The sequence below is a fragment of the Streptomyces uncialis genome, assembly GCF_001905345.1.
In the GTDB taxonomy this organism is placed as follows: Bacteria; Actinomycetota; Actinomycetes; order Streptomycetales; family Streptomycetaceae; genus Streptomyces; species Streptomyces uncialis.
Window position 1 is genome coordinate 95,607 of the sequence record NZ_LFBV01000008.1, and the last position, 24,277, is coordinate 119,883.

The following is a 24,277-nucleotide window of genomic DNA, read 5'->3' on the forward strand; positions in this document are numbered from 1 at the left end:
GAGCGGTCAGACGAGGCGTCGTGCGGTGGCCCAGCGGGTCAGCTCGTGCCGGTTCGACAGCTGGAGCTTGCGCAGCACCGCCGACACATGCGACTCGACCGTCTTGACGGAGATGAACAGCTGCTTCGCGATCTCCTTGTACGCGTACCCCCGCGCGATCAGCCGCAGCACCTCGCGTTCGCGCTGGGTCAGCCGGTCCATGTCCTCGTCCACGGGCGGCGCGTCGGTCGACGCGAACGCGTCGAGGACGAACCCGGCGAGCCGCGGGGAGAACACCGCGTCGCCCTCCTGGACCCGGAACACGGAGTTGATCAGGTCGTCACCGGTGATCGTCTTGGTGACGTAGCCGCGCGCACCGCCGCGGATCACGCCGATGACGTCCTCCGCGGCGTCCGACACGGACAGCGCGAGGAACCGCACCGGCGCCGTCGCGTCGGACATCAGCGGGGCGCACCTGCGCAGCACCTCGACACCGCCGCCGCCCGGCAGATGGACGTCGAGGAGCACGACCTCCGGCCGGGTCGCGGTGATGACGGTGACCGCCTGGTCCACGTCGGCGGCCTCCCCGACGACCTCGACACCGGTGGTCTCCGTGCGTCCGATCTCGGCCTGGACCCCGGTGCGGAACATCCGGTGGTCGTCCACGAGCACGACCCGTACCCGCCGTCCGTCCCCGCTGGTGCCGGGGTCCGTGCGAGGGGCCCCCGTCGTCCCGCTCGTTCCGGTCACGTCGCTCATGACGTCCTCTCCGCCCTCTCCATGGTCAGCTCGACCTCGGTCCCGCCGTCCGGGACGGCGCGCAGTCGTGCCGTGCCGCCGTTGCGCTGCATCCGGCCGATGATGGACTCCCGTACCCCCATCCGGTCGGCCGGTACCGCGTCGAGGTCGAAGCCGGGACCTCGGTCCCGTACCGACACGAACACCGTCGGCCCCTCCACCTCGGCGTAGACCTGCACCGCGCCGCCCTCGCCACCGTACTTGGCCGCGTTGACCATCGCCTCCCTCGCGGCCTGCATCTGCGCCGTGAGCCGGTCGTCCAGCGGGCAGTCGCCGACGACGACGACCTCGATGGGCACCCCGTGCTTGTCCTCGACCTCGGCGGCGTGGCGGCGGACCGCGTCGGCGACGTTCGCGGGGCCGTCCTCGCCCTCCTCGTCCTTGCCGTTGCCGTTGCCGTCGGGCTTGTAGAGCCAGGCCCGCAGATCGCGTTCCTGGGCGCGGGCGAGCCGGCGGACCTCGCCCGCGTTCTCCGCGTTGCGCTGGATCAGGGTCAGGGTGTGCAGCACGGAATCGTGGACATGGGCGGCGACCTCGGCGCGTTCCTGGGCGCGGATGCGCATGGTGCGCTCCTCGGACAGGTCCTGGGTCATCCGGACGAGATAGGGACCGGCGAGCAGCGCGATCCCGACGAGGACCGCGAGGGACGCCTGAAGGATGGCGCCGAGGTCCTCGGCGGAACCCTGGAGGACGAAGATGCCGGTGACCCCGGTACCGACGAGGAGGACCCCGGCGGCGGACCGCGCGAGGGTCAGATTGCGTCTGCGGCGGCTCGCCTCGACCCAGCGGGCGCGCCGGGCGTTGTCCGCCTGCCGCCACACCAGGGCGACCCCCGCGCCGACGAGCAGGGTGGGCCACAGATACGCCTTGGCGGTGATGTCGAGCTTGACGCTGCCGAGGAACGCCATCGCGACGGCGACCATCGCGATCAGCGCGACGATCTCACCCTTGTCGGGCTTGCGGGCCACCAGGCGCCGTTTCCCGTCCTGCGCCACCTCGGTGACCAGCGGCGAGCGCCGTTCGGCGCCGAGGCCGCCGACCCCGAGCGGGACGAAGAACCAGAACGCGGCGTACAGCAGCGCGCCGAGCCCCTCGGCGGACAGCAGCCCCACGAAGATCAGCCGCACCCACACCACCGGGAGCCCCAGATGCCCGGCGAGCCCGCGCGCGACCCCGCCCAGCCAGCGGCCGTCGCTGCTGCGGTACAGCTTGCGCACCAGGCGCGGCTCGTCGGCGTTCACGGTCATGGCTTCGGGCATGCACCGATCGTCACACGGCCCGTGCCGTACGGTCATCAGGGTCCGACCCGGATACGTCCCTGAGCCCCCGCCCCCCGGGGCGCCCCCGGGGAGGACCCGGCGGATCTCAGGGTTCGACCAGGGTCGTCCCGGCTCCCGGTCGGGGCGCGGTCCCGTCACCATGGACGTATGACAGAGCAGCAGCACGCCACCCGGGCCCCGGGCGACGACCCGGGCAGCGGCGCGGGCGGTCCGCCGGGGCCACCGGCCAGGCTGCGCAGGGACCGCGAGCACAAGATGATCGGCGGGGTCTGCGCGGGACTGGGCCGCCATTGCGACATGGACCCGGTGATCTTCCGGATCGTGCTGTCGGTGCTGTCCGTCGCGGGCGGTATCGGGCTGGTCTTCTACGGCTTCGCCTGGCTGTTCGTCCCGATGGACGGCGAGGACGAGTACGAGGCGCGCCGGATGCTGTCGGGCCGGGTCGACGGTCCGGCCCTCGCGGCGGTGGTCTTCGCGCTGGTCGGCTGCGGACTGTTCCTGTCGATGCTGAACAACGGCAATCTGCTGTCGTCGGGGGCGGTCCTCGCGCTGCTGCTGGCCGGCGCGGGGTACTGGTCGCGGCAGCGGGACACCGTCGATCCCGACCCGCTGGCCGCGCAGGCCGTCGCGGACGCCCCGCCGGAGGCGAAGGCGCCGCCCGCGCCGAACTCCACGTCATGGTGGCGCGAGCCGGTCGCGAAGGACGGCGCGCAGAGCGGCGGCACGGGGTATCTGTGGGCGCCCGAGGGGCTGATCCGCGATCTGGGCGGCACGGTCGGTCCGCCGCCCGGGCCGCGCGGTCCGGGGCCTGGCAAGGACCAGGGGGACGGCACGTCCTCCCCGACGGCCGCCGGTGGACACTGGATCGGCGGCTGGGTGGTGCTCGCCGCGCTGGTCACCGGTGGCATCGCGACGGGCCTGAGCTGGGACGGCTCGGCGCTGGGCGACAGCCTTCAGACGGGCCTCGCGCTGGCGCTCGCCGTACTGGGACTGGGTATCGCGGTCAGCGCGCTGGTCGGGCGTACGGGGCTGGGTTCGGTGATCGTCGCGATGATCACGGCGGGGCTGCTCGCCGGGTCGACCGCGCTGCCCGAGTCGATCACCACCCGCTGGACGAGTCCGACGTGGGCCCCGGCGAGCGCGGCCGAGCTGCGGCCCGAGTACGAGCTGGGCACCGGCGTCGGCACGCTCGACCTCACCGGGGCGGCGCCCGCGGCGGGGCGTACGGTCGCCTCCGAGGTGCGGCTCGGCGCGGGACAGCTCAAGGTCGTCCTGCCGGACGGCGCGCGGGTGGTCATGCGGGTCAAGGTGGGTCTCGGGGACATCCAGCTCCCCGGTGAGCACCGCCAGGACGTGAACATCGCGCCCGGCCGGGACCGGACCTACACGTTCGAGCCGACCAAGCAGGCCGGTAAGGGCACCCCGAAGAAGTCCGGCACGATCGAACTGGACCTCGACATCGGTCTGGGTCAGGCGGAGGTGGCACGTGCTGCGTCATGAGTTCCAGCCGGGAAAGCTGATCGCCGGGGCGGCGTTGTCTGTCGCGGGTGTGCTGTACGCGGTGGATGTCGCGGGGAACGGTGATCTGCCGTGGTGGACGCTGGTTCCGATCGTGCTCGGGGGGTTGGGGGTGGCGGCGGTGGTGGGGATGTCCACGGTGTTGTGGCGGCACGCCCGGGTCGCTCGTGCCTCGTCGTCCCTGGGTCCGTCGGCCCGGGGTGCGCACGGTGCCCGGGGCGCTCGGGGGGATGTGCCTCCCCGGGACTGACCTCTGCGGGTCGCCTTCGCTTGCGCTTTCGAGGTCTGTCCGGCGGGGCGTACTTCGTTGCTGTGCGGGTCGCTCGTGGGGTGCGCGGTTCCTCGCGCCCCTGGGTTTCCTGTGCTGGGCGTACTTCGTTGCTGTGCCGTCGCTCGGTGGGTTTGCGCAGTTCCCCGCGCCCCTTTGGGGCGCATCCGGCTTGTTCGTCGGGTCGGTGCCGGTCGGGATTCTCCGTCCTCGATCCGACACGCTCGGTAAGCCGTGACCTTGCCCGACTGAAGAGCATCGGAGTCTGCGAGCAGAGATTCCCGCCCACCCCCTTCGCCAGCAGGGCGGGTCCGCGAGGAGGGGGGTTCGAACCCCGACCCCGCTTGCTGACAGCCCGCAGCCTGATCGACAGCCCCAGGTGGGCGCCCCAAAGGGGCGCGGGGAACTGCGCACCCCCGGATTACCCGCACGGGGAACAGGTACGCCCAGGTGGGGAACCCCAGGGGCGCGAGGAACTGCGCGAGCAACCAAGAACCATCCGCACCCGGACGGGAACCGCAAGGGGCGCAACCCAAGGGGCGCGGGGAACTGCGCAAAAGACGAGGGCCGACCCGCACCCGACGAACAAACCCGAAGGGGCAGCATCCAGGGGCGCGGGGAACTGCGCGAAAACGACGAGCGACGGCACAGGAACGAAGTGCGCCCGGCACAGGAGACCTAGGGGCGCGGGGAACTGCGCACCCCCGTCCGACCTGCACGGGAACAGGTACGTCCAGGTGGGGAACCCCAGAAGCGCCAGCGAAGGCGACCTGCGGGGGAACTGCGCACCCCCGTCCGACCTGCACGGAAACAGGTACGTCCAGGTGGGGAACCCTACGGGCCCGGGGACTAATCCGCCGTGACCTCGATCGTCGTGCGGTTGGTTTCGAGGCCGGCCGCGGTGATGACCTGGACGTCCACGCGGCCGGGTTCGACCTCGACCGGGACGGGGACCGTCAGCGTGTGGTCGGACGGGTTGGTGAACCCGCCGGGGACCGGGACCAGCGGAACGTGGACGTGGACGGAGCCGATCCGGACGACGAGCCGGGTCAGCGCCTGGGCCCCCTGCCCCCCGGGCGGGACGAACCCCGCGCCCCGGATCTCGATGTCGTCGCCCGTACGGATCGGTGAGTCCAGGTCACCGGCGGCCCGGGCCCGGACCACGGAGTGGATGACGGGACGCCCGCCCTCCGCGTACTTGCCCGCGAGGTACGTGACCGCCGAGACCAGGACGAGCACGGCCAGGGCCCAGGGCAGTTCGGGCAGCCGCTCGGGCCGCCGTCCCAGCCGGACCGCCGCGAAGACCAGCGCGGCGGCGGTCACGAGGACGTACTGGACATCCGTGAAGCTGCCCCGGCCGGAGTCGTCGGTGAGCAGGTCCGCGCCGCGTGGCCGCACCGCGCGTACCTTCTGGAGCCGCTGCCCGAGCACCCGTACGGTGACCACCCGGCGTACCAGGACGGCGACCGCGCACAGCACCGCCACGACGGTCAGGGTGGCGGCCCCGCGGGCCAGCCCGAGTCCGTCGATGAGGGCGTCCCGCGCGGCGGGCCCCGAGGCCCCGGCGAGCTGTCCGGCCAGGACCAGTACCGCGTACACCACGAACAGCACCCACAGCCCGGCGACGGCACGCGAGGTGGAGAGCCGGTTGTCCTCGCCGATCAGCGGGGCGAGCACCCCGCCCCGCTCGCGGTGCACCCGCGCGGCGAGGGTCAGCAGGGCCGCGACGGCGACCGTGGCGACCAGCCCGGCGGTCCGCGCGGTGTTCCACCCGGCGCCGTACGCGGTGAGTGCCTGGACGGCGAGCACCGCGCCCGTGCCGCCCCACACCACGGCGAGGGTCCTCGGCCACAGGGACGCGTGCCAGGCCGCGCTCTCGGCCAGCCCCCGGGCAGCCACCACCTCGGCGGACTGGGCGAGTTCGTCGGACACCCACTGCCGGGTGGCCCCGGCCGAGTGCGCGACGGCGGCGGGCAGGCCCTGCCCGGCGGCGAGTTCGTCCCGTTTGGCGAGGAACGCGGCGACCGCGCGCCGGTGCCCCTCCCGTGCCCCGTGGGTGCAGCCCCCGCGCGCACACGCAGCCTCGTGCGTCTCCCGCCCCGCCGCCTGAGGTAGTGCCACCGCGCCCACTCCGTGTTCCCGCCCGTTCCCGCCCCCGGGCCGGTACGCTCGCCGCCGCCCCGGCGCACGGGTGTTGACCCGGACGCCTGCGCAAGTTCCCTGTGATGACTGGGAATTGTGCCCTACCCGAGCGCACCGCGCAGGACCGGGCACCCCCCGTTACGGCGACGAGGGCGCGTCCGGGTTGACCGGAGGGTGCGTTTTCCGCCGGGCGCGTACCCCGGGCCGGTTCGTCCGGTACGACGGAATCGGTGCCCCCGAAGGCGCTCCGGCCCGCATCGTCCCAGGTGTCCGGCTTGTTCCGGGCGGTCGGCGGGTGGGCGGCGGTGCTGCCGGGGCCGGGCGGGCCGGGTCGCGGGAGGTGGCGGCGCATGATCCCGGTCGTTTTCCAACCGGAACGCAAATGTAGCCAGGAACGGCGGTACGGCGGGACGGTCGGCCGGGTGGGGGAATCCGGACAGAAGGTGTCGGGTATCGGGGAAACACTGGCCATATGCCGAAGAACCCCGAGTCCCAGAACTGGGCCGCGTTCACCGCCGAGGCGCCCGAACTGTCCGCCGCCGTCCAGAACCGGTTCGCCGCCTTCACCCATCACACGCTCGCGACCCTGCGCCGGGACGGCTCGCCCCGCACCTCCGGGATCGAGGTGCAGTTCGCAAGGGGGGAGCTGACGATGGGCATGATGCCGGAGTCGATGAAGGCGCGGGACCTGATCCGTGACCCCCGGTTCGCCCTCCAGGCCAATCAGGGGGGCGGTACGGACATGGGCGGCGGTGACGTCCGGGTCGCGGGGCGGGCCGTGGAGGTCCACGGCCCCGAGGAGCTGCAACGGTACGCGGCGGAGGCGGGGCCGCCGCCCGGACCGTTCCACCTGTTCCGGACCGAGGTGACCGAAGTCGTACGGACCAGCATCGAGGACGAGCGCTACCTGGTGGTCGAGTTCTGGTCACCGGGGACCGGTGTACGGCGGCGGCGCCGCACCTGACCCCGGCGTGCCCGCCCGGAGCCGCTCCCGGGCGGGCGCGGCGCTGTGTCAGTGCCTCACATCCCCTCCGTCGCGACGAGCGCCACGACGACCATCAGGGACCCCCACGCCAGCAGCAGGACGATGCCGCCCCACAGGGTCCCGTCCAGGGTCACCCGGTAGCGCGGACGGCGACGCGCGCGGCTCACGTGTCCGTCCCCGGGGCGCCCACGAGCTGCCGCATGATCAGTGACTCGGCGATGATCTCGGCGGCCCTGGCGTTGCACCACCCCAGGTAGACGAGCGGAGGCCGGGCGCCGTCCTCCAGCACGGACAGCCCGGGCAGTTCGATTCCCGTCTGCCGTGTGGCGGCGGTCAGCCGCTCGATGGCGAGGTCGGCCGCCCAGTCGCCGCCGGGCGGGGGCGGGTTTCCGTGCTCGCCCGCCCGGATCTCCGCGAGTGACGGGTGAGGCGGATGGGGCTGAGGGTGAGGGGGTTCCATGTGTCTCCTCGTGTGGGTGATCCCGGTCAACACCCCATATTTCGGCGGGGGTTGTCCGTCCCCAAAACTGCCCGCGCGGCCGGAAGCCGTGCAAGGCTGCGCAGGGAAATGACCCCCTGAGGGGAAGACGAAAGTGCCTGGTCATGCACGGTGCAAGACCCTGTCACCTGTGGTGCAAGACTCGGCGCGGAATGGGGAAGACATGAGCGGCAAGAGTGTGTCCACCGTGCCCCGGCGACAGCTCGGGCGAAGCCTCCGTCAGCTGCGCGAGCGCGCCGGGGTGACCCTGCGAGCCGCGTCCCAGCGGTTCGAGTGGTCCGAGACGAAGATGTGGCGCATCGAGACGGGCCGGTCCCCCGTGCGAGCGCTCGACGTTCAGATGATGTGCGGCGCGTACGAGGCGGACGAGGCCGTGACGAGTGCGCTGATGGAGCTGGCGCGTGAGGCCAAGACACCCTCTTGGTGGCAGGACTTTGCCGGCACCGTTCCTGGCCGGTTCGACGTGTTCGCAGGCTTGGAGTCGTCTGCGAGCCACATCGATTCATACGAGAGTGACGTGATGCCAGGGCTGCTCCAGACAGGCGACTATGTGCGAGCGGTGGTTCGGACCCGATTTCCGGACCTGCCCTCCGATGAGGTCGAAGGCCGGGTGGCATTTCGGATGGCTCGGCAGGCGATCCTGACTGGACGACGCCCACCGGTGGTGCGGATCGCCCTGTCGGAAACGGTGCTACGACGCCCCATGGGTGACGGCAGGGTGATGGCCGTGCAACTCGCTCACCTGGTCTACATGGCAGGGCTGCCGAGGATCACGATCCGGGTCATTCCCCTCGCGGCGGCAGTACATCCAGGATCGCTCGCCGGTGCGTTCGTCATCATGCGATTCCCCCCTGCCCTAGGCGGAGTTCAGGAGCCCACCACTGTCTACGGTGACACGTACACCGGCGGCTATTATCACGACAAACAAGCTGAGGTGGAGCAGTACACCGAAGCATTCGAGGGCATCTGGTCCACAGCGCAGGATGAGGACACGTCTCGCCGGGTCCTCGCCGACACGGCAAGGAGTTACCAGGATGGACCGCTGGGTCAAATCCACGCACAGCACTCACGAAGCTAACTGCGTGGAAGTACGTACGCAGAACGGCGCGGTGGCGTTCCGGGACAGCAAGCGCGGCGAAACGGGGCCAACCGCTTCGGTATCGGCCCCGAGCTGGACCGCGTTCCTGGCCGGACTCCAGCACGACCACGCCTGAGCGGCCACGGACGACGAAAAGCGGCCCCCCGACCGGTCATGTGCCGGTCGGGGGGCCGCTCTCAGGGGCTCAGCGGGGCAGGCGTGGGCAGCGGGTCACTCCCACTCGATGGTGCCCGGGGGCTTGCTCGTGACGTCGAGGACGACTCGGTTGACGTCGGCGACCTCGTTGGTGATGCGGGTGGAGATCCGGGCGAGGGTCTCGTACGGCATCCGTGTCCAGTCCGCGGTCATCGCGTCCTCGGACGAGACCGGCCGCAGCACGATCGGGTGGCCGTAGGTGCGGCCGTCGCCCTGGACGCCGACGCTGCGGACGTCCGCGAGCAGGACGACCGGGCACTGCCAGATATCCCGGTCGAGTCCGGCGGCGGACAGTTCCTCGCGGGCGATCGCGTCGGCGTCGCGCAGCAGGTCGAGCCGTTCGCGGGTGACCTCGCCGACGATCCGGATACCGAGGCCGGGGCCGGGGAACGGCTGGCGCTGGACGATCTCGTCGGGCAGCCCCAGCTCGGAGCCGACCATCCGGACCTCGTCCTTGAACAGCTGGCGCAGCGGTTCGATCAGCTGGAACTCAAGGTCCTCGGGCAGTCCGCCGACGTTGTGGTGGGACTTGATGTTGGCGGTGCCGGTGCCGCCGCCGGACTCCACGACGTCCGGGTAGAGGGTGCCCTGGACGAGGAACTCGACGGGCTGGTCCCCGGGGGCCTCGGCGATGATCTCCGCCTGGGCCTGCTCGAAGACCCGGATGAACTCCCGGCCGATGATCTTGCGCTTCTGCTCGGGGTCGGAGACGCCCTTCAGCGCGTCGAGGAAGCGGTCGGCGGCGTCGACGACCTTGAGCTGTACCCCGGTCGCGGCGACGAAGTCCTTCTCGACCTGCTCGGTCTCGCCCTTGCGCATCAGGCCGTGGTCGACGTACACGCAGGTCAGCCGGGAGCCGATGGCTTTTTGGACCAGCGCGGCGGCGACCGCGGAGTCGACCCCGCCGGAGAGCGCGCAGATCGCGCGGCGGTCCCCGACCTGCTCGCGGATCGCGGTGAGCTGCTCCTCGATGACGTTGCCCGTGGTCCAGGAGGGCTTGATGCCCGCGCCCCGGTAGAGGAAGTGCTCCAGCACCTGCTGGCCGTGCGTGGAGTGCATGACCTCCGGGTGGTACTGGACGCCGTACAGCTTCTTCTCGTCGTTCTCGAAGGCGGCGACGGGGACCACGTCGGTGGACGCGGTGACCGTGAAGCCCTCGGGCGCGGCGGAGCACGCGTCGCCGTGGGACATCCATACGGGCTGCTCGGCGGGCGTGCCCTCGAAGAGGGTGGAGCCGACCTTGCTGACGTGCAGCGGGGTGCGGCCGTACTCGCGGGCGCCGGTGTTGTCGACGGTGCCGCCGAGGGTGGTCGCCATGAGCTGGAAGCCGTAGCACATGCCGAAGACCGGGACACCGGCTTCGAACAGGGCACGGTCGACCGTGGGGGCGGCTTCGGCGTACACCGAGGACGGGCCGCCGGAGAGGATGATCGCCGCCGGGTTCCTGGCGAGCATCTCCTCGACCGGCATGGAGCTCGGCACGATCTCGCTGTAGACCCGTGCCTCGCGGACACGGCGGGCGATGAGCTGGGCGTACTGCGCACCGAAGTCGACGACCAGGACGGTGTCGGGGGCGGCAGCGGGGGTCGCTGAGGGCACGGGGGGCCTTCCGGCTGTGACTACGGGTACGGGGGCCGTACGGCGACGGTATCGGCGCGTACCACAGGGGTTCCGCCATCGATTCTAACGGCGCCGCGAGCCGCTTCCCCCGGGGTACGCGTCGGGCGCCCCGGGGCGGGCACCCAGGGTGACCGGACGGTCCGTCTCAGCATCCGGGCGGCCGGTGCCCATGGATTGACCGGGCGTACGGGGCCGGGGGCATAATGTCCGGGTGACCAAGCACCTGACCTTCCGCTTTACCTATGGCAACCGGCCCGCCGGCTGCCATGGTCGTGCTGCTTGATCACCTGACAAGCACTCCCAGGCGCCCCGGGCCGACAAGGCCGGGGCGTTTCTGCTGTCCGGGCCGTGTCGCCCGTTGGCCGTCGAGCAAGACCCTGCCCCGCCCAGCGAACCACCGACACCGAGGAGCCCCACCATGACGACGTCCGAAGCCGAGCGCACCAGCACGACCGGCCGCCCGTCCCCCGTGCTCAGCGCCACCGAGCGGACCGGTGCCCGTACCGAGGAGGCGGCCGGGACCATCGCGGACGCCCGGGAACGGATCGACGCCCTGGACGACCGGATCATCGGTCTCGTCCAGGAGCGGATGGCGGTGTCCGCGGTGATCCAGGAGGCCCGGATCACCTCCGGCGGGCGGCGGGTGAATCTCTCGCGGGAGATGGAGGTCCTGGAGCACTTCCGTGACGCCCTCGGCAGGCCGGGCACCTCGCTGGCGATGACGCTGCTCGAACTGTGCCGGGGTCGTATCTGAGTTCGGGCCCGCTCTCACCCGTACGGCGCGTGACCGGGGCGCGGCGGGCGTCGTTGTCCCGGTGTCCGTGCCAGCCAGGGGCGGGCGACAACCACGCGTGGCTTCGCTGGAGCGGTGAGACGTACGGATCGTGCCGGACGTCGTGGGACCTCGCTCCGGCTTCCGTGACCGGTCGGCAGGGGACAGCAGCCCGGTCACCCAAGTGAAACGGTCGGCTCCGGGGACGCCCGGGGCCGATCGTCTCCGGTGCGCCGTCCCGCTCACGATCCCGTCCCGCCCCCTCATTGTTCTTCCCCACGGCGCCGTCTCCCCCCCTTCGGCGCCGCTCCGCGCGGTGCTGACGCTGCCCTGACGTCACCGCCGCCCGAAGGGCCCCGCGGCCCCCGCCCCGCGGGGCCCTTCGTCGTGTCCGGCGCCGGACAGGCCCTCCTCAAGTGATCCACGTCACATAAGAATTGTGTGAGTATCCGGACAACCATTCACCGGGACCGTGTGTCACACCTGGAGAACCAAGGGCCACGCGCGTAGCGCGGACGGCCGCCGCACCCGTGCCGTCGCCCCGGTACACCGGACAATTTCGAGGTCTGCATGAAGCTTCGCCGTGCCATGGCCGCCGCAGCCGCCACGGCCGTCATCGGCCCGGTCGCCCTGCTGTCGGCGCCGCTCGCCCACGCGACGGGATCGCCGTCGGCCACCCCGAGCGAGTCGGCACCCGCGTCGTCCCCGGCGTCCACCCCGCCCACCGGCGAGCCGTCGGACTCCACGAGCCCGACCGCCTCCGACTCGGCCTCGTCGTCGGCGAGCACCTCCGCCTCCCCGGACCCCTCGGACTCCCAGAGCACGAGCCCCGCGCCGTCGGACACCTCGTCCGGCACCAGCGACCCCGGGTCGCAGAGCCCGACCGGTCCCACCGGGCCCCCGAACCCCGGTGAGTCGGAGACCTCCGGAGGGACCGACGAGCCCGGGACCGGGAAGCCGAGCGAGCCCGAGCCGACCGAGGACCCCGGCGACTACCCCCGGTGCGACGAGATCGACGAGGACTACGAGGAGACCGCGCTGGAGACGAAGCTCTCCGGTCTCCCGGGGAAGATCGTCGCCGGTACGGGCTGGCACGAGTTCACGCTCACGACCACCAACACCTCCAGGGCCGACCTCAACGAGGTCGCGTTCTACGCCGAGGTGGAGAACTTCGAGATCGACGACCCGTCGCGGTTCCTCTCCCCGTACGTGTCGCTCCAGTTCTTCGACGTGGAGGACAAGGAGTGGCGCGAGGTCCGCGACACCTACGTCGGTGAGAACGGCGAGCTGTCCGAGTGGGCCGGCGCCTACTTCACCGGGGTCGACACGATGAAGCCCCAGGACTACGTCACCAGCAAGCTGCGGCTCGACATCAAGAAGAACGCGCCCGCCGGTGACGGCTACGCGTTCGGCTCCGGCGGCTACCTCGACACGGTCGACGGCCGGCAGTGCGCCGCCGAGAGCTTCGGCACCGACGCGTACTTCACCGTGCTGACGCCCGGCAGCTCCGTGAAGGACCCGGGCGAGGCCACACCCGGTGACGGTGAGGGCGGCAAGCCCAAGCCCGGCCCCGCGACGAAGCCGCAGGGCGTCGTCAACCAGCAGCCGGTCACCGGCAACCTGGCCGCGACCGGATCGTCGTCCGCGCTGCCGATGATCGGCCTGTTCGGCGGGATCACCGTCATCGCGGGCGGCGCCGCCGTGTTCATCGCCCGCAAGCGCAAGTCGGCCCCCACGGCCCGGTAACGGCCACCCCCATACGTGAAGGACCCGCACTCGGAGGGGGGTGCGGGTCCTTCACATTTCCCGGGGGACGCGATCAGGACGGCGCGGGCCGGGGCGGGACGCGCGGGACGGGGAGCAGCAGGGCGCCGAACGCGCCGGTGGGCACGGCCGGGTGGCGCGGGGCGACGGGCGCCGTCCGGCGGTACGGGGCGTCCGGCGCGGGGCGGGGGTCGGGCTCGCCCGCGTTGGGCCACAGCGACATCGCCCGCTCCGCCTGGGCGGTGATCGTCAGCGAGGGGTTGACCCCGAGGTTCGCGGAGACGGCCGCCCCGTCCACGACGGACACCCCGGGATACCCGTACAGCCGGTGGTAGGGGTCGATGACGCCCGTCGCCGGTGAGTCACCGACCGGGCAGCCGCCGAGGAAGTGCGCGGTCAGGGGCATCCCCAGCAGCTCGCCCACGTTGGAGCCGGGGAAGCCGTTGATCTCCTCGGCGAGCAGTTCCGCGGCCCGGGTGGCGGCGGCTATCTGCCCGGGGTTGGGCGCCCCGTGGCCCTGGCGCGCGGTGAGCAGTCCCCTGCCGGGGCCGCCCGCTTTGAGGGATGTCGTCAGGGAGTTGTCGAGGGACTGCATCACCAGCCCGATGATCGTCCGCTCCGACCACCGCCGGTTGGACAGCGACCGCAGCGCGAGCCAGGGGTGGCGGGCCATGTTCCCGAGCCAGCCGCGGACCCGGCGGCGGGGCCGGTAGGGGACCTGGAGGATCGTCAGCCAGCCCATCGCGTTGGACCCCTTGCCGTACCGCACGGGTTCGATATGGGTGTCGGCGTCGGGGTGGACGGACGAGGTGATCGCCACGCCCCGGGTGAAGTCGGCCCTCGGGTGGCCGTGCCGGGCGCGGTAGCGGCGGTCATGGGTCCGGGCGCCCACCAGTGCCTCGGAGTTGGTGCGGGTGAGGGTGCCCAGCCGGTCGGACAGCCTCGGCAGCAGCCCGTCCGCCTTCATCCGGTGCAGCAGGGTCTGCGTCCCGTACGTCCCGGCGGCGAGGACGACCCGCCGGGCCCGGAAGACGCGCGGCGGGCCCTTGCGGCGGGCGTCGGTGGGGACCGTCCGCACGGCGTACCCACCGCGCCCGTCCTCGGTCAGCGCGACAGCCGTGGTCATCGGGTGGATCACCGCGCCGGACCGCTCCGCGAGATGGAGGTAGTTCTCGCCCAGGGTGTTCTTCGCGCCGTGCCGGCAGCCGGTCATGCACTCGCCGCACTCGGTGCAGGCGCGGCGCGCGGGTCCGGCGCCGCCGAAGTACGGGTCGGGGACCTCGTCACCGGGCCGCGCCCGCGCCGCGCCGTCCGCGTCCCGGCCGTCCCCGAAGAACACCCCGACGGGCGCCATATGGAAGGTGTCCCCGGCGCCCATCGCCTCGGCCGCGGCCCTCAGATGGACGTCGGAGGGGGTCACCGTCGGGTTGAGCCGTACGCCGAGCATCCGCCGCGCCTGGTCGTAGTACGGCGCCAGCTCCGCCCGCCAGTCGGTGATGTCCCGCCACTGGGGGTCCTGGAAGAAGGCGTCCGGCGGCACGTACAGGGTGTTGGCGTAGTTGAGGGAGCCGCCGCCGACGCCCGCCCCGGCGAGGACCATCACCTTGCCCAGCAGATGGATGCGCTGGATGCCGTACAGGCCGAGGGCCGGGGCCCACAGATAGCGGCGCAGGTCCCAGGAGTCGCGCGGCAGCGTGTCCCGGGTGAAGCGGCGGCCCGCCTCCAGGACACCGACCCGGTACCCCTTCTCGCTGAGCCGCAGCGCGGAGACGGCTCCCCCGAACCCCGACCCGACGACGACCACGTCGTAGTCGTACGCGTGGCCGTCCCCCCGGTCCTGGTCGTGCTCCTGTGCCACCGCTGCCTCCGTGGGTACGTGCCGGTAGGTGGGGCCGGTCAGCGCAGCCGCAGGGCCTTCATCACCCGCAGGGACCGGCTCATGAACACGGTGTACTGCTCGTCGGTCATCCCGAACGACGGGCCCATGGGGACGATCCGCTGCTGGGCGACCGTCTGGGCCTCCGTGTACTTCAGGATGCCCTCGGAGCCGTGCCGCCGCCCGAGCCCCGAGTCCTTCATCCCGCCCATCGGTGACTGGACGCTGCCGTACGCCGACGCGTAGCCCTCGTTGACGTTGACCGTGCCGGACCGCAGCCGGGCGGCGATCGCACGGCCCCGGCGGCCGTCCTTCGTCCACACCGAGGCGTTCAGCCCGTACTCGGTGGAGTTGGCGCGGGCGACGGCGTCCGCCTCGTCGGTGAACCGGTAGACGGAGACCACCGGGCCGAACGTCTCCTCGGCGCACACCGCCATGGGCGCCTCGACGCCGTCGAGGATGGTCGGCTCGTAGAAGTACGGGCCGATGTCGGGGCGCGCGACCCCGCCCGCGAGGACGGTCGCGCCCTTGGCGACGGCCTCGTCCACATGCCGTACGACGGTGTCGAGCTGCCGCTGCCCGACGAGCGAACCCATGTCGGCCCCGTACGCCAGGGCGGTGCCCAGCCGCATGGCCCTGGTGCGGGCGGCGAACCGGTCGAGGAAGACGTCCGCGACGGACTCATGGACGTACAGCCGCTCCACCGACACACAGAGCTGTCCGGCGGAGGAGAAGCAGGCGCGGACCGCTCCCGCCGCCGCCTTCTCGATGTCCGCGTCCGCGAGGACGAGCATCGCGTTCTTGCCGCCCAGCTCCAGCGAGGCGCCGATCAGCCGGGCCGCGGCGCCCTGGGCGACCTCCCGGCCGGTACGGGTCGAGCCGGTGAACGACACATAGTCGGCGTGCCGCACGATCTCCGGGCCGATGACCGGGCCGTCGCCCAGCACCACCTGGAACACCTCGGCGGGCAGCCCCGCCTCGACCAGCAGATCGCGTGCCCACAGGGCGGTGAGCGCGGTCTCGGTGTCCGGCTTCATCACCAGCGCGTTGCCCGCGAGGAACGCGGGCAGGGCGTCCCCGACGGAGAGTTCCAGCGGGTAGTTCCAGGGGGCGATCTGGCCGACCACCCCACGGGGCTGGCGCAGTTCGGTGACCTTGGTCAGGGCGGGGACCGCGCCCGTGTGCCGCTTCGGGCGCAGATACGACGGCCCCTTGCGGCCGTAGTGCCGGGCCGCTATGGCGACCGCCTGCACCTCCTCATGGGCGTGCAGCCGGGCCTTGCCGGTCTCCAGCTGGATCAGGTCCAGCACCTCGGCCTGGCGGGCCAGCAGCAGGTCGTGGAACCGGAGCGCGACGGCGGCGCGGGTCCTCGCCGGGGTCGCCGCCCAGACCGGCTGGGCGGTACGGGCCCGCTGGAAGGCCGTCGCCACGTCGTCGGGGGTGGACTCGGGGAGGGCGGCGAGCTCGCGGCCGGTGAACGGGGTGTGGTTCGCGGTCCTGCCCGTGCCCACTATTCCCTTGGTGAGCTGGGCCACCAGTTCCGGGGTGACCACGTCGTCCGCCGCGCGGACGCCTGCCGGCGTGGGGGCGGGGGGGTTGGTGGTGGGGTGGTGGGGGGTGGCGGTGTGCCGCAAGTCCGTCATGACCCGAGCGTAGGCGTACCGCCGGGTTTTGTGTACGGGCCGCCTTCGCTGGCGCTTCCGAGGTCTGTCCGGCCTTGCGCCCTCCGTTCCTGTGCCGTCGCTCGGTGGGTTTGCGCAGTTCCTCGCGCCCCTGGGTTTCTTGTGCTGGGCGTACTTCGTTGCTGTGCCGTCGTCCGTGGGTTTTGCGCAGTTCCCCGCGCCCCTTTGGGGCGCCATCTGCTTGTTCTTCGGGTCGGGGCCGGTCGGGATTCTCCGTCCTCGATCCGACACGCTCGGTACGTCGTCCGGTGACCCGACTGAAGAGCATCGGAGTCTGCGAGCAGAGATTCCCGCCCACCCCCTTACGTAGCCATGCGAGTCCGCGAGGAGGGTGGTTCCGCAGACGACGGACAACATGAAGGGCCGCCCCCAAAGGGGCGCGGGGAACTGCGCAAAAACGAGAACCGGCCCGCACCCGAAGCGCGACCGCAACGGGGCAGCACCCCAGGGGCGCGAGGAACTGCGCACCCCCGGGCGTACCCGCACAGGGAAACGCGGGCCAAGCACAGGAGACCCAGGGGCGCGGGGAACTGCGCACCCCCGTCCGACCCGCACAGGAACAAGTACGTCCAGGTGGGGAACCCCAGGGGCGCGAGGAACTGCGCGAGCAACCAAGGACCACCCGCACCCGAACGGAAACCGCAAGGGGCGCGACCTCAGGGGCGCGGGGAACTGCGCACCCCACGAGCGACGGCACAGGAACAAGCGCGTTCAGCCGGACGAACCTCGGAAGCGCAAGCGAAGGCGACCCGCGGGGAACTGCGCACCCACCGAGCGACGGCGCAGGGACAAGTGCGTTCAGCCGAACGGACCTGGGAAGCGCCAGCGAAGGCGGCCGGCTGAGGTCACTGGGCCGTCGAACCCCGCACCGTGTCGAACTGCGTCCGCGCCTCCGCCTCCCGCTCGGCGGGCCCCATCACCAGCACGTTGAAGAGGTGCGCGTCGGTCTGCCAGGCGAGGTCGACACCGAACCGCCCCCCGCCCTTCTTCGACGCCGACTCCCAGATCCCGGCCGGATGGCCACGATGCGTGGTGGGCGTCACCACCCCCTTGCGGTCGCGGCCCCTGCCATGGTCCCGCCGCAGCGACTCCACCGGCCCACCGGGCTCCGCCGCGGCGACCCGGACGCCGACGCGGATCGCCCCGTCCGGCGAGACATAGAACGTCCAGTGCCCCGCGTTCCTGCGGGTGTACGTCTGGGGGACGGCCAGCGACAGCCCGCCGTCCGCGTCGACCCGGCGGTAGCCGATGGGCACCCGTACCGGGGACGGATCGGAGGGCACGGCCATCGGCGCGGAGCTGGGCGCACGAGTCACCGTGACGGTCGCCGTGGGGCTCGGCGGTGGCATGTACGGGGGCGGGCCGCCGCTCCCGGGGGACGGGTCCACCGGGGCGGATGTCGAGGCGGCGGGCCGGGTGGGGGCCGTCACCGCGGTGGAGGGCTTCCCGGGGGCGGACACCTCGGGGGCACCGGGGTCCACGCTCACGGGCCGGTCGTCCCGCTCCCGGCCGCGCTCGTACAGCAGCACCGCGGCGGACATCCCGGCACCGGCGAGGACAGCGGCCAGGATGATCAGCAGGAAGGTGCTCCACACCGGCCGGACGGAGGTGACCACGACCTTCGGTGCGGCGCCGCCGGAGACCGGTGGACCCTGCCCCGGCCCACCGGACGGAACGGGCGCCTTGCGCGCCGCCCGCGCCCCGGACAGCGACACGTCCTCACCCAGCGGGGCGTGCGGGCCCGGCAACCCGGCGACGACGGAACCGGCCGTCACGGGCCCGGTCGCCGTGGAACCGGTCGCCGTGGAACCGGCCGGTACTGCCGCGCCGCCCGACGACGCGGAAGCGACGGGCCCCGCAGAGGAAGAGGACGGGGGCGAAGCCGGGGGCGCTGTCCCCGGTGGGGGTGACGTGGCGAGGTATGTGTGGAGTAAGCGTTCCGCCTCCTGGGCGTCGAGCCGCCGCCCGGGATCGCGTTCCAGGAGACCGGACACCACGGGCAGCAGCGGCCCCGCCTCCGCGGGCGGCCGGATCTCGTCGACCACCACCGCGTGCAGCGTCCCGCTGATGGATTCCCGCCGGAACAGCGACCGCCCGCTCAGCGCCGCGCACAACAGCACTCCCAGGGACCACAGATCGGCCTCCGGACCGCCGGACGAGCCGGACATCCGCTCGGGCGCGGTGTACTCGGGCGACCCCACGAACAGCCCGTCCTCGGTGAGGGTGCGGGCGCCCGGCACCCGGGCGACCCCGAAGTCCGTGAGCACGACCCGGCCCGTCCGGGCCTCCAGCAGGACGTTGTCGGGCTTGATGTCCCGGTGCAGCACACCCGCCTCGTGGGCGGCGGACAGCGCGCCGAGCAGCGCGACCCCGATCCGGGCCGCCTCCGCCGGGTCCACCGGGCCGGAGCCGTCGATCCGGTCGGCCAGCGAGCGGCCCTCGACCAGTTCCATGACGATGTACGCGCCGTCGCCGTCCTCGACGACATCGTGGACGACGACGATCGCGGGGTGGCGCAGGCCCGCGACGGCCCGCGCCTCGCGCAGGGTCCGGGCGCGCTGCCAGCGGTCGGGGGCGCCGGGCGAGGTGTCCCCGGAGAGGAGTTCCTTGACGGCGACGGGGCGGCCGAGCAGTTCGTCGTCCGCGCCCCACACGATGCCCATACCGCCGCGGCCCAGCCGGGTGCGCAGCCGGTAACGTCCCCCGATCACACGGGAACTGACGCCCGTGCTGTCCCCCTCGGTGCCCATCCGCCCATCATGCCCCACCTGTGCGGGCGGGTGGCCGGGTTCACGATCCCTCCTCGCGCCAGCTCCTGAGCACCGTCTCGAACTGGGCGCTGGTGGTGCTCCAGTCGGCGGCCGGGCCGGACATGTAGATCACGTATTCGGCGCCGTCCCGGGTCACGTACGCCTGCTCGACCGCGCGGCGCGGACCGGGGAGGGTGCTCTTGCCTTCCGAGGTCCAGGTGAACTCCCAGCGCGCGCCGGGCCGGTCCCGGAAGGTGTTGGACGTCAGGTCGCGGCGGGTGTAGTCGGGGAGCCGGCTGAGCTGCTTCTCCAGGTCGACGAGGTGGGTGTACGGGGTGTCGTAGTCGGTCGCGGGGTCGTACCCGATCCGGATGAAGTGCTCTCCCCCGTCGGCGGTGTAGTCGATCTGACTGCCGTTGACCTCGCGTTCCCAGCCCTCCGGGACGGCGAGGCTGAACCCCACGGGGTCCTTGGCGCGGTTCCAGCCCTCGGGGACCGCGTCGGAGCCCTGCTCGGGGGTCGCGGCGGAGTCCTGCGACTCGCGGGGCTTCGGGGTGTCCTCGGGGCTGGCGAGGGGGGCGGGTGTCCCGGTGTCCGCGCTGGGGGCGGGCGTGCCGCCCGTGGCGGGGGCGGTGGGCGGGGGCCCGGACGGGGAGGTGGCGCCGGTGGGTGTGCCGCTCGACGCGGCGGACGGGTCACCCGAGGAGTTCCAGTCGAGGTAGCGCAGGGCGAGGGCCCCGCCGCCGCCCGCGAGGACCACGGCGACGGCCACGGCGGTCACGGTCCGCCACCCGGGGCGCGCGGGCCGGGGCGCGACCGGGTAGGGGTAGGGGTAGCCGCCCGGCGGGGTGCCGTGCGGGGCGTAGCCGGTGGGCGGGGTGCCGTGGGCGGCGTATCCGTGGGGCGGGGTGCCGTGCGGGGCGTAGCCGGTGGGCGGGGTGGGGCTGGTGGTGGTGACGGCGGACGGGAATCCGGCGGCCGGGGTCGGCGGCGCGGGCGGCGGCGTCGGTTCGCGCAGCGCGGCGAGCGTCTCCGGGGCGACCGCGCTGGTGGGGGTGTATCCGGCCGGGGCGCCGCTCACGGTGGGGCCGCGGCCCTCCGCGGCCTCGGCGAGCAGCCGTTCGGTCTCCTCGGCGGAGGGCCGGTCCCCGGGGTCCTTGCGGAGCAGCGCGGCGATGACGGCCGTGAGCGGTCCGGCGTGGGCGGGTTCGGCGGGTTCCTCGTCGACGACGGCCTGGAAGGTGGCGAGCGCGGTGCCGCGGCGGAAGGGTGAGACGCCCTCGACCGCCGTGTACAGGGTCGCGCCGAGCGCCCACAGGTCGGCGGCGGGGCCGGGGTCGGCGCCCCGGACGCGTTCGGGGGAGAGGTAGTCGACGGAGCCGACGATCTCCCCGGTCCGGGTCATCCCGGAGTCCCCCTCGACCTGGGCGATCCCGAAGTCGGACAGTAGTACCCGGCCATCGCTGGCGAGCAGCACGTTCGCGGGCTTCACATCGCGGTGCAGCACACCCGCCGTGTGCGCGGCGCGCAGCGCGCGGGCGACCCACAGTCCGGTGCGGGCGGCCTCCTCGGGGGCGATGCGGCCCCGTTCGGCGACGGCGCCGGCGAGCGAGCCGCCGTCGACGAGTTCCATGACGATCCAGGGGCGTTCGTCGTGCTCGAAGACGTCATGGACGGTGACGACGGCCGGGTGGGTGATGCGGGCGGCGGCGCGGGCCTCGGCGCGGGTCCGGGCGAGCAGTACGGCCCGTTCGCCCTCGTCGGCGTAATGGGCGGCCGTCAGTTCCTTGACGGCGATGTCCCGGTGGAGCACTTCGTCGTGCGCGCGCCACACCCGGCCCATTCCGCCGCGGCCTATCGATTCATGGAGCCGGTACCGTCCGGCGAGCAGCGCACCCTGCATCTGATTCACGTTCCCCCGCGATCTGGTGACAGACCACCAGACTAAGGGCTGTCCCGTGATCCCCGATGGTTCAGCGTGCGGCGTCGGATGCGGTGCATCGCAAGGCGGAGGATCGTCCTCGTACTGGGCGTATTCGGGTGATCCGACAACGCGGCGAGGTGCCGTAGCTGTCGTCGCGCGCCCGCCGGGGATCACGGGACAGCCCTTTTGGCCCTGCCGTTCGGGCCGGACCGCTGGGGAGGGTGGGGTGCGCGAGGAACCCGCGGGGGTCAGCCGGTCGCGCGGTAGGACGCCTTGGCCTGCTCGTACAGCCGGGTGACCTCGTCGCGTTCGGCCTCGGGTCCGCGCAACTGGACGATGTGGTAACGCCCGTCGATGATCGCGGCGTAGTTGCGTACGTAGAGTTCGCCGCCGCCGGTGTCGGTCCAGGTGAACTGGCCCTCGCCGCTGACCTGTCCGCCGACCTCCATCCGGCGCATCCCGCTGGAGCTGGACCAGGTCGAGTCGCGGAACGGGGTGAGTTCGCGCTGGCTCTCGCGCATGTAGATGAGCGGGTCGGCGCCGAACTCGCCGGTGGAGTCCCGGCCGGGGACGACGAGGAGCTGGAAGCTGCCTCCGGAGTAGACGATCTGGCCGCTGGCGTTCTTCGGCTGACGGTCCCAGCCGTCGGCGACGGCGACGCTGAATCCTTCGGCGTCCTTGGCGGTGGTGAAGCCCTCGGGGGCGGCCGGGCCGCCCGCGCCGGGGCTCTCGGCGGGCTTCCTGGTGGCGTCCGGGGTGCCGGTTTCCTTGCCGTCGGGCGACGGGGAGTTCACGGGCCGGCCGTCCGTGCCGGGGGTGGCGCGGGGCGCGTCACCGCCGTCGCCGCCGACGGAGCTGGTGCGCTGCTTGTCGGCGGTATTGGTACCGGTGCCCGACTGCGGCATGAACACCATGGCGTAGGCGACCGCTCCGGCGAGTCCGAGCATGACCACCACCAACAGCGTACGGCCGAGGTTCCTCGGCTTCGCGGGGGCGGGCTTGCGGCGGCGGTGGGAGGACGCGGACGCGGGCCGCTTGCGCCGCCTGCGCAGCAGTTCGCCGCGGCGGCGGACCACCGGGAGCCGCCGGGGGTCCGGCGGGGGCGCGGCGATGACGAAGGTGCCCGCGTCGGGTTCGGGCGCGGAGCGGACCAGGGAGCGCAGCCAGCCGCGCAGCTCCTCGAAGTCGGGCCGCTCGGTGGGGTCCTGGCGCAGCAGCGACTCGACGACGGGCCGCAGCGGGCCGCACTCCTCGGCGAAGGCCGGGGGTTCCGCGCACACCAGCTGGACGAGTTCGGCGGTGCTGTCCTCGGGGTAGGGGGCGTGCCCTTGTACGGCGCGGAAGAGCAGCGCGCCGAGGGCCCACAGATCGGTCGCGGGCCCGATGGGCGCGGCGAGCTGCCAGTTGTCGTGGACGGGCCCGGCCTGTTCGGGGGCCCAGCGTTCGGTGACCGGGCCGACGACGGCCATCCGGGCCTGGCGGGCGCGTTCGGCGGTGAGGGCGGTCGCGGGTCCCCGGCGGGGTGCGGCGGGGCGGGCGCCCCAGCCGTCCTGGCGGGGCTCCGGCGCGGGGGCCCGGGGTGCGGGGGCCCGGGGTGCGGGGGCCCGCTCGGGGGTTGTGCCCGGTGCGGCGGCGGGGGTGGGCTGGACGGGGACGCGGCCCGGCCCGGTGATCCCGGCGGTGCCGTGACCTGTCTGGTCGCGGAACGAGGTGCGGAACTCGGGCAGCGGCCTGGTCCTGGCCTCGTCGGGCGCGGGTGACCGCGGTTCGGCGGGCGGCAGTTCCGGGGCGCCGGTGCCGCGGGGGCGCGCGCCGTGCCAGGGGTCGCCCTGCGGCTGGTGCGCGGGGTCGCGCTGGACGCCGTACGGGTCGGTGATCCGGCCGTGCTGCGGCTGGTACCCGACGCCGGGGGCGTCCGGCTCGCCGTACTGGTCCGGGGTGCCGTAGTGGTCGGGGGCGCCTGGGTGGTTCCGGGTGCCGGAATGGTCCGGGGTCCAGCCGTCGGGTTCCGTGCCGAACAGTTCGTCGCGGAACTGCTCGTCGCCGCGCTGCTCGTCACCGCGCTGTTCGTCGCCGCGCTGCTCATCATCGCGCTGTTCGTCGCCGACGCGGGCGGCGGCGCGGGTTCCGGCACGGTACGCGGCGATGGCCCCGGCGCGGGCGGCGCGGGCGTCGGAGCTCCCGTCGGACAACCGGGGGCCCAGGTCGAGGCCGTCCGGGGCGCCGGGGGCGTCCGTGCCGCCGACGGCCGGGAGGGGCCGGGTGGCTCCGGTGGCCTCGGCCCAGGTACGTCCACCGCCGGTGGACGTACCGCCGGTGGCGGAGCCCGGCGGGCGGCCGTACGGGTCGGACGCGGTGCCGGGTTCCGGGCCGGTCGCGCCGTTCCAGGGTCCGGCGACGGTGGCGCGGCCACCGGCGGGCGCCCCGCCGAAGCCGCCGCCGTCACCGACATGGCCGCGGGGGGTGTCCGGGGTCCCGGCGCCGGGACCGTCGTCCGGGCGGGGGTCGTACCCGCACAGGGCCTCCTCGGCCGCCCCGACCGCGAGTCCGGTCAGCATGACCCGGCCGTCCTCGCAGATCATGACCGTGCGCGCGGTGATGTTGCGGTGCACCCAGCCGTGCGCGTGCAGGGCGCGCAGCCCGGTGAGCACATCGGCGGCGACCTCGGCCGCGCGGTACGGGCTCAGCGGTTCCTCGGCGAGCAGCGCGGACAGCGGCCGGGCGGGGACCAGTTCGCTGACGATCCACAGCGAGCCGCCCTCGGCGAACACGTCGAAGACCTGGTCGAGCCGGGGGTGGTCGGGGACCTGCGCGGCGGCCTGGGCGGCCTCGATCGCGCGGCGCACGGCCGGGTCGGCGGCGCGGGCGGCGGTGGCCCGAGCGCTGTCGTCGAGGGCGAATCCCTCGGGCAGTCCGTCCGCGCCGAGCACCTCGGCCTCGACGATCTCCGGCAACGGCACCTGCCGGACGAGGACTTCCTGTCCGCTGTAGGTGTCGAAGGCCCGGAGATACGCCGCTTCGTGTTCGTCGGGCGCCACGAGCGGCAGGCGGTAGCGGTCGGCGAGCACGCGCCCCGCGTAGTCGTCCACGTCGCTCCCCCTGTTCGGGTGTTCCCGGTGGTTCCTG

The 24,277-nt window shown here is 73.2% G+C and carries 17 protein-coding genes; 6 read left to right on the top strand and 11 right to left on the bottom strand.

Going from position 1 to position 24,277, the window contains the following annotated elements; all coding sequences use genetic code 11:
• Positions 1–6: 6 nt before the first annotated feature.
• Together AB852_RS26885 and AB852_RS26890 are read right to left on the bottom strand one after the other, a co-directional pair.
• Positions 7–738, bottom strand: a complete 732-nt coding sequence (locus tag AB852_RS26885; RefSeq protein ID WP_073792810.1) for a LuxR C-terminal-related transcriptional regulator — start codon at positions 736–738, stop codon at positions 7–9.
• The gene (locus tag AB852_RS26890; RefSeq protein ID WP_073792811.1) at positions 735–2,036 is read right to left on the bottom strand and encodes an ATP-binding protein; all 1,302 of its coding nucleotides are present in this window, start codon (positions 2,034–2,036) and stop codon (positions 735–737) included. Before AB852_RS26890 ends, AB852_RS26885 begins: the two co-directional genes overlap by 4 nt.
• Before the next feature lie 168 nt (positions 2,037–2,204).
• Between AB852_RS26890 and AB852_RS26895 the strand changes: the two genes are divergently transcribed.
• Positions 2,205–3,557, top strand: a complete 1,353-nt coding sequence (locus tag AB852_RS26895) for a PspC domain-containing protein (protein ID WP_073792812.1) — start codon at positions 2,205–2,207, stop codon at positions 3,555–3,557.
• A gap of 1,135 nt (positions 3,558–4,692) precedes the next feature.
• Here AB852_RS26895 and AB852_RS26905 read toward each other — a convergent pair.
• The gene (locus AB852_RS26905) at positions 4,693–5,964 is read right to left on the bottom strand and encodes a hypothetical protein (protein WP_073793070.1); all 1,272 of its coding nucleotides are present in this window, start codon (positions 5,962–5,964) and stop codon (positions 4,693–4,695) included.
• A gap of 493 nt (positions 5,965–6,457) precedes the next feature.
• Here AB852_RS26905 and AB852_RS26910 point away from each other — a divergent pair, with 493 nt between their 5' ends.
• A complete protein-coding gene (locus tag AB852_RS26910; RefSeq protein WP_073792814.1) occupies positions 6,458–6,949 on the top strand; it encodes a pyridoxamine 5'-phosphate oxidase family protein in 492 nt (163 codons plus the stop codon).
• 56 nt (positions 6,950–7,005) lie between these two features.
• Here the strand turns inward: AB852_RS26910 and AB852_RS41415 are convergent, their stop codons facing one another.
• Positions 7,006–7,137, bottom strand: coding sequence for a hypothetical protein (locus AB852_RS41415; protein ID WP_281257839.1), 132 nt, complete (start codon positions 7,135–7,137; stop codon positions 7,006–7,008).
• Positions 7,134–7,430 (bottom strand): hypothetical protein, encoded by a 297-nt coding sequence (locus AB852_RS26915; protein ID WP_073792815.1) that lies wholly within the window; start codon positions 7,428–7,430, stop codon positions 7,134–7,136. Before AB852_RS26915 ends, AB852_RS41415 begins: the two co-directional genes overlap by 4 nt.
• A gap of 202 nt (positions 7,431–7,632) precedes the next feature.
• Here AB852_RS26915 and AB852_RS26920 point away from each other — a divergent pair, with 202 nt between their 5' ends.
• Positions 7,633–8,547 (top strand): helix-turn-helix domain-containing protein, encoded by a 915-nt coding sequence (locus tag AB852_RS26920; RefSeq protein ID WP_073792816.1) that lies wholly within the window; start codon positions 7,633–7,635, stop codon positions 8,545–8,547.
• A gap of 4 nt (positions 8,548–8,551) precedes the next feature.
• A complete protein-coding gene (locus AB852_RS26925; protein WP_245876940.1) occupies positions 8,552–8,683 on the top strand; it encodes a DUF397 domain-containing protein in 132 nt (43 codons plus the stop codon).
• Positions 8,684–8,778: 95 nt separating this feature from the next.
• Here AB852_RS26925 and guaA read toward each other — a convergent pair whose 3' ends face one another.
• Entirely contained in the window at positions 8,779–10,362 is a 1,584-nt protein-coding gene (gene guaA, locus AB852_RS26930; RefSeq protein WP_073792818.1) for a glutamine-hydrolyzing GMP synthase, read from the bottom strand.
• Between the two features lie 439 nt (positions 10,363–10,801).
• Between guaA and AB852_RS26935 the strand changes: the two genes are divergently transcribed.
• Complete coding sequence (locus AB852_RS26935) at positions 10,802–11,137, top strand: chorismate mutase (RefSeq protein ID WP_073792819.1); 336 nt, start codon at positions 10,802–10,804, stop codon at positions 11,135–11,137.
• 588 nt (positions 11,138–11,725) lie between these two features.
• Entirely contained in the window at positions 11,726–12,901 is a 1,176-nt protein-coding gene (locus tag AB852_RS26940; protein WP_073792820.1) for a hypothetical protein, read from the top strand.
• Positions 12,902–12,974: 73 nt separating this feature from the next.
• Here the strand turns inward: AB852_RS26940 and AB852_RS26945 are convergent, their stop codons facing one another.
• From AB852_RS26945 to AB852_RS26965, 5 genes are all read right to left on the bottom strand, one after another.
• Entirely contained in the window at positions 12,975–14,777 is a 1,803-nt protein-coding gene (locus AB852_RS26945; RefSeq protein ID WP_073792821.1) for a GMC family oxidoreductase, read from the bottom strand.
• A gap of 38 nt (positions 14,778–14,815) precedes the next feature.
• Positions 14,816–16,438 carry a succinic semialdehyde dehydrogenase gene (locus tag AB852_RS26950; protein ID WP_073792822.1) on the bottom strand — a complete coding sequence of 541 codons (1,623 nt, stop codon included), beginning with the start codon at positions 16,436–16,438 and terminating at the stop codon, positions 14,816–14,818.
• An 884-nt stretch (positions 16,439–17,322) separates the two neighbouring features.
• Positions 17,323–19,227, bottom strand: a complete 1,905-nt coding sequence (locus AB852_RS26955) for a serine/threonine-protein kinase (protein ID WP_073792823.1) — start codon at positions 19,225–19,227, stop codon at positions 17,323–17,325.
• A 40-nt stretch (positions 19,228–19,267) separates the two neighbouring features.
• Positions 19,268–21,130 (bottom strand): serine/threonine-protein kinase, encoded by a 1,863-nt coding sequence (locus tag AB852_RS26960; protein ID WP_073792824.1) that lies wholly within the window; start codon positions 21,128–21,130, stop codon positions 19,268–19,270.
• A gap of 269 nt (positions 21,131–21,399) precedes the next feature.
• Positions 21,400–24,240 (bottom strand): protein kinase domain-containing protein, encoded by a 2,841-nt coding sequence (locus AB852_RS26965; RefSeq protein WP_073792825.1) that lies wholly within the window; start codon positions 24,238–24,240, stop codon positions 21,400–21,402.
• Positions 24,241–24,277: the final 37 nt, after the last annotated feature.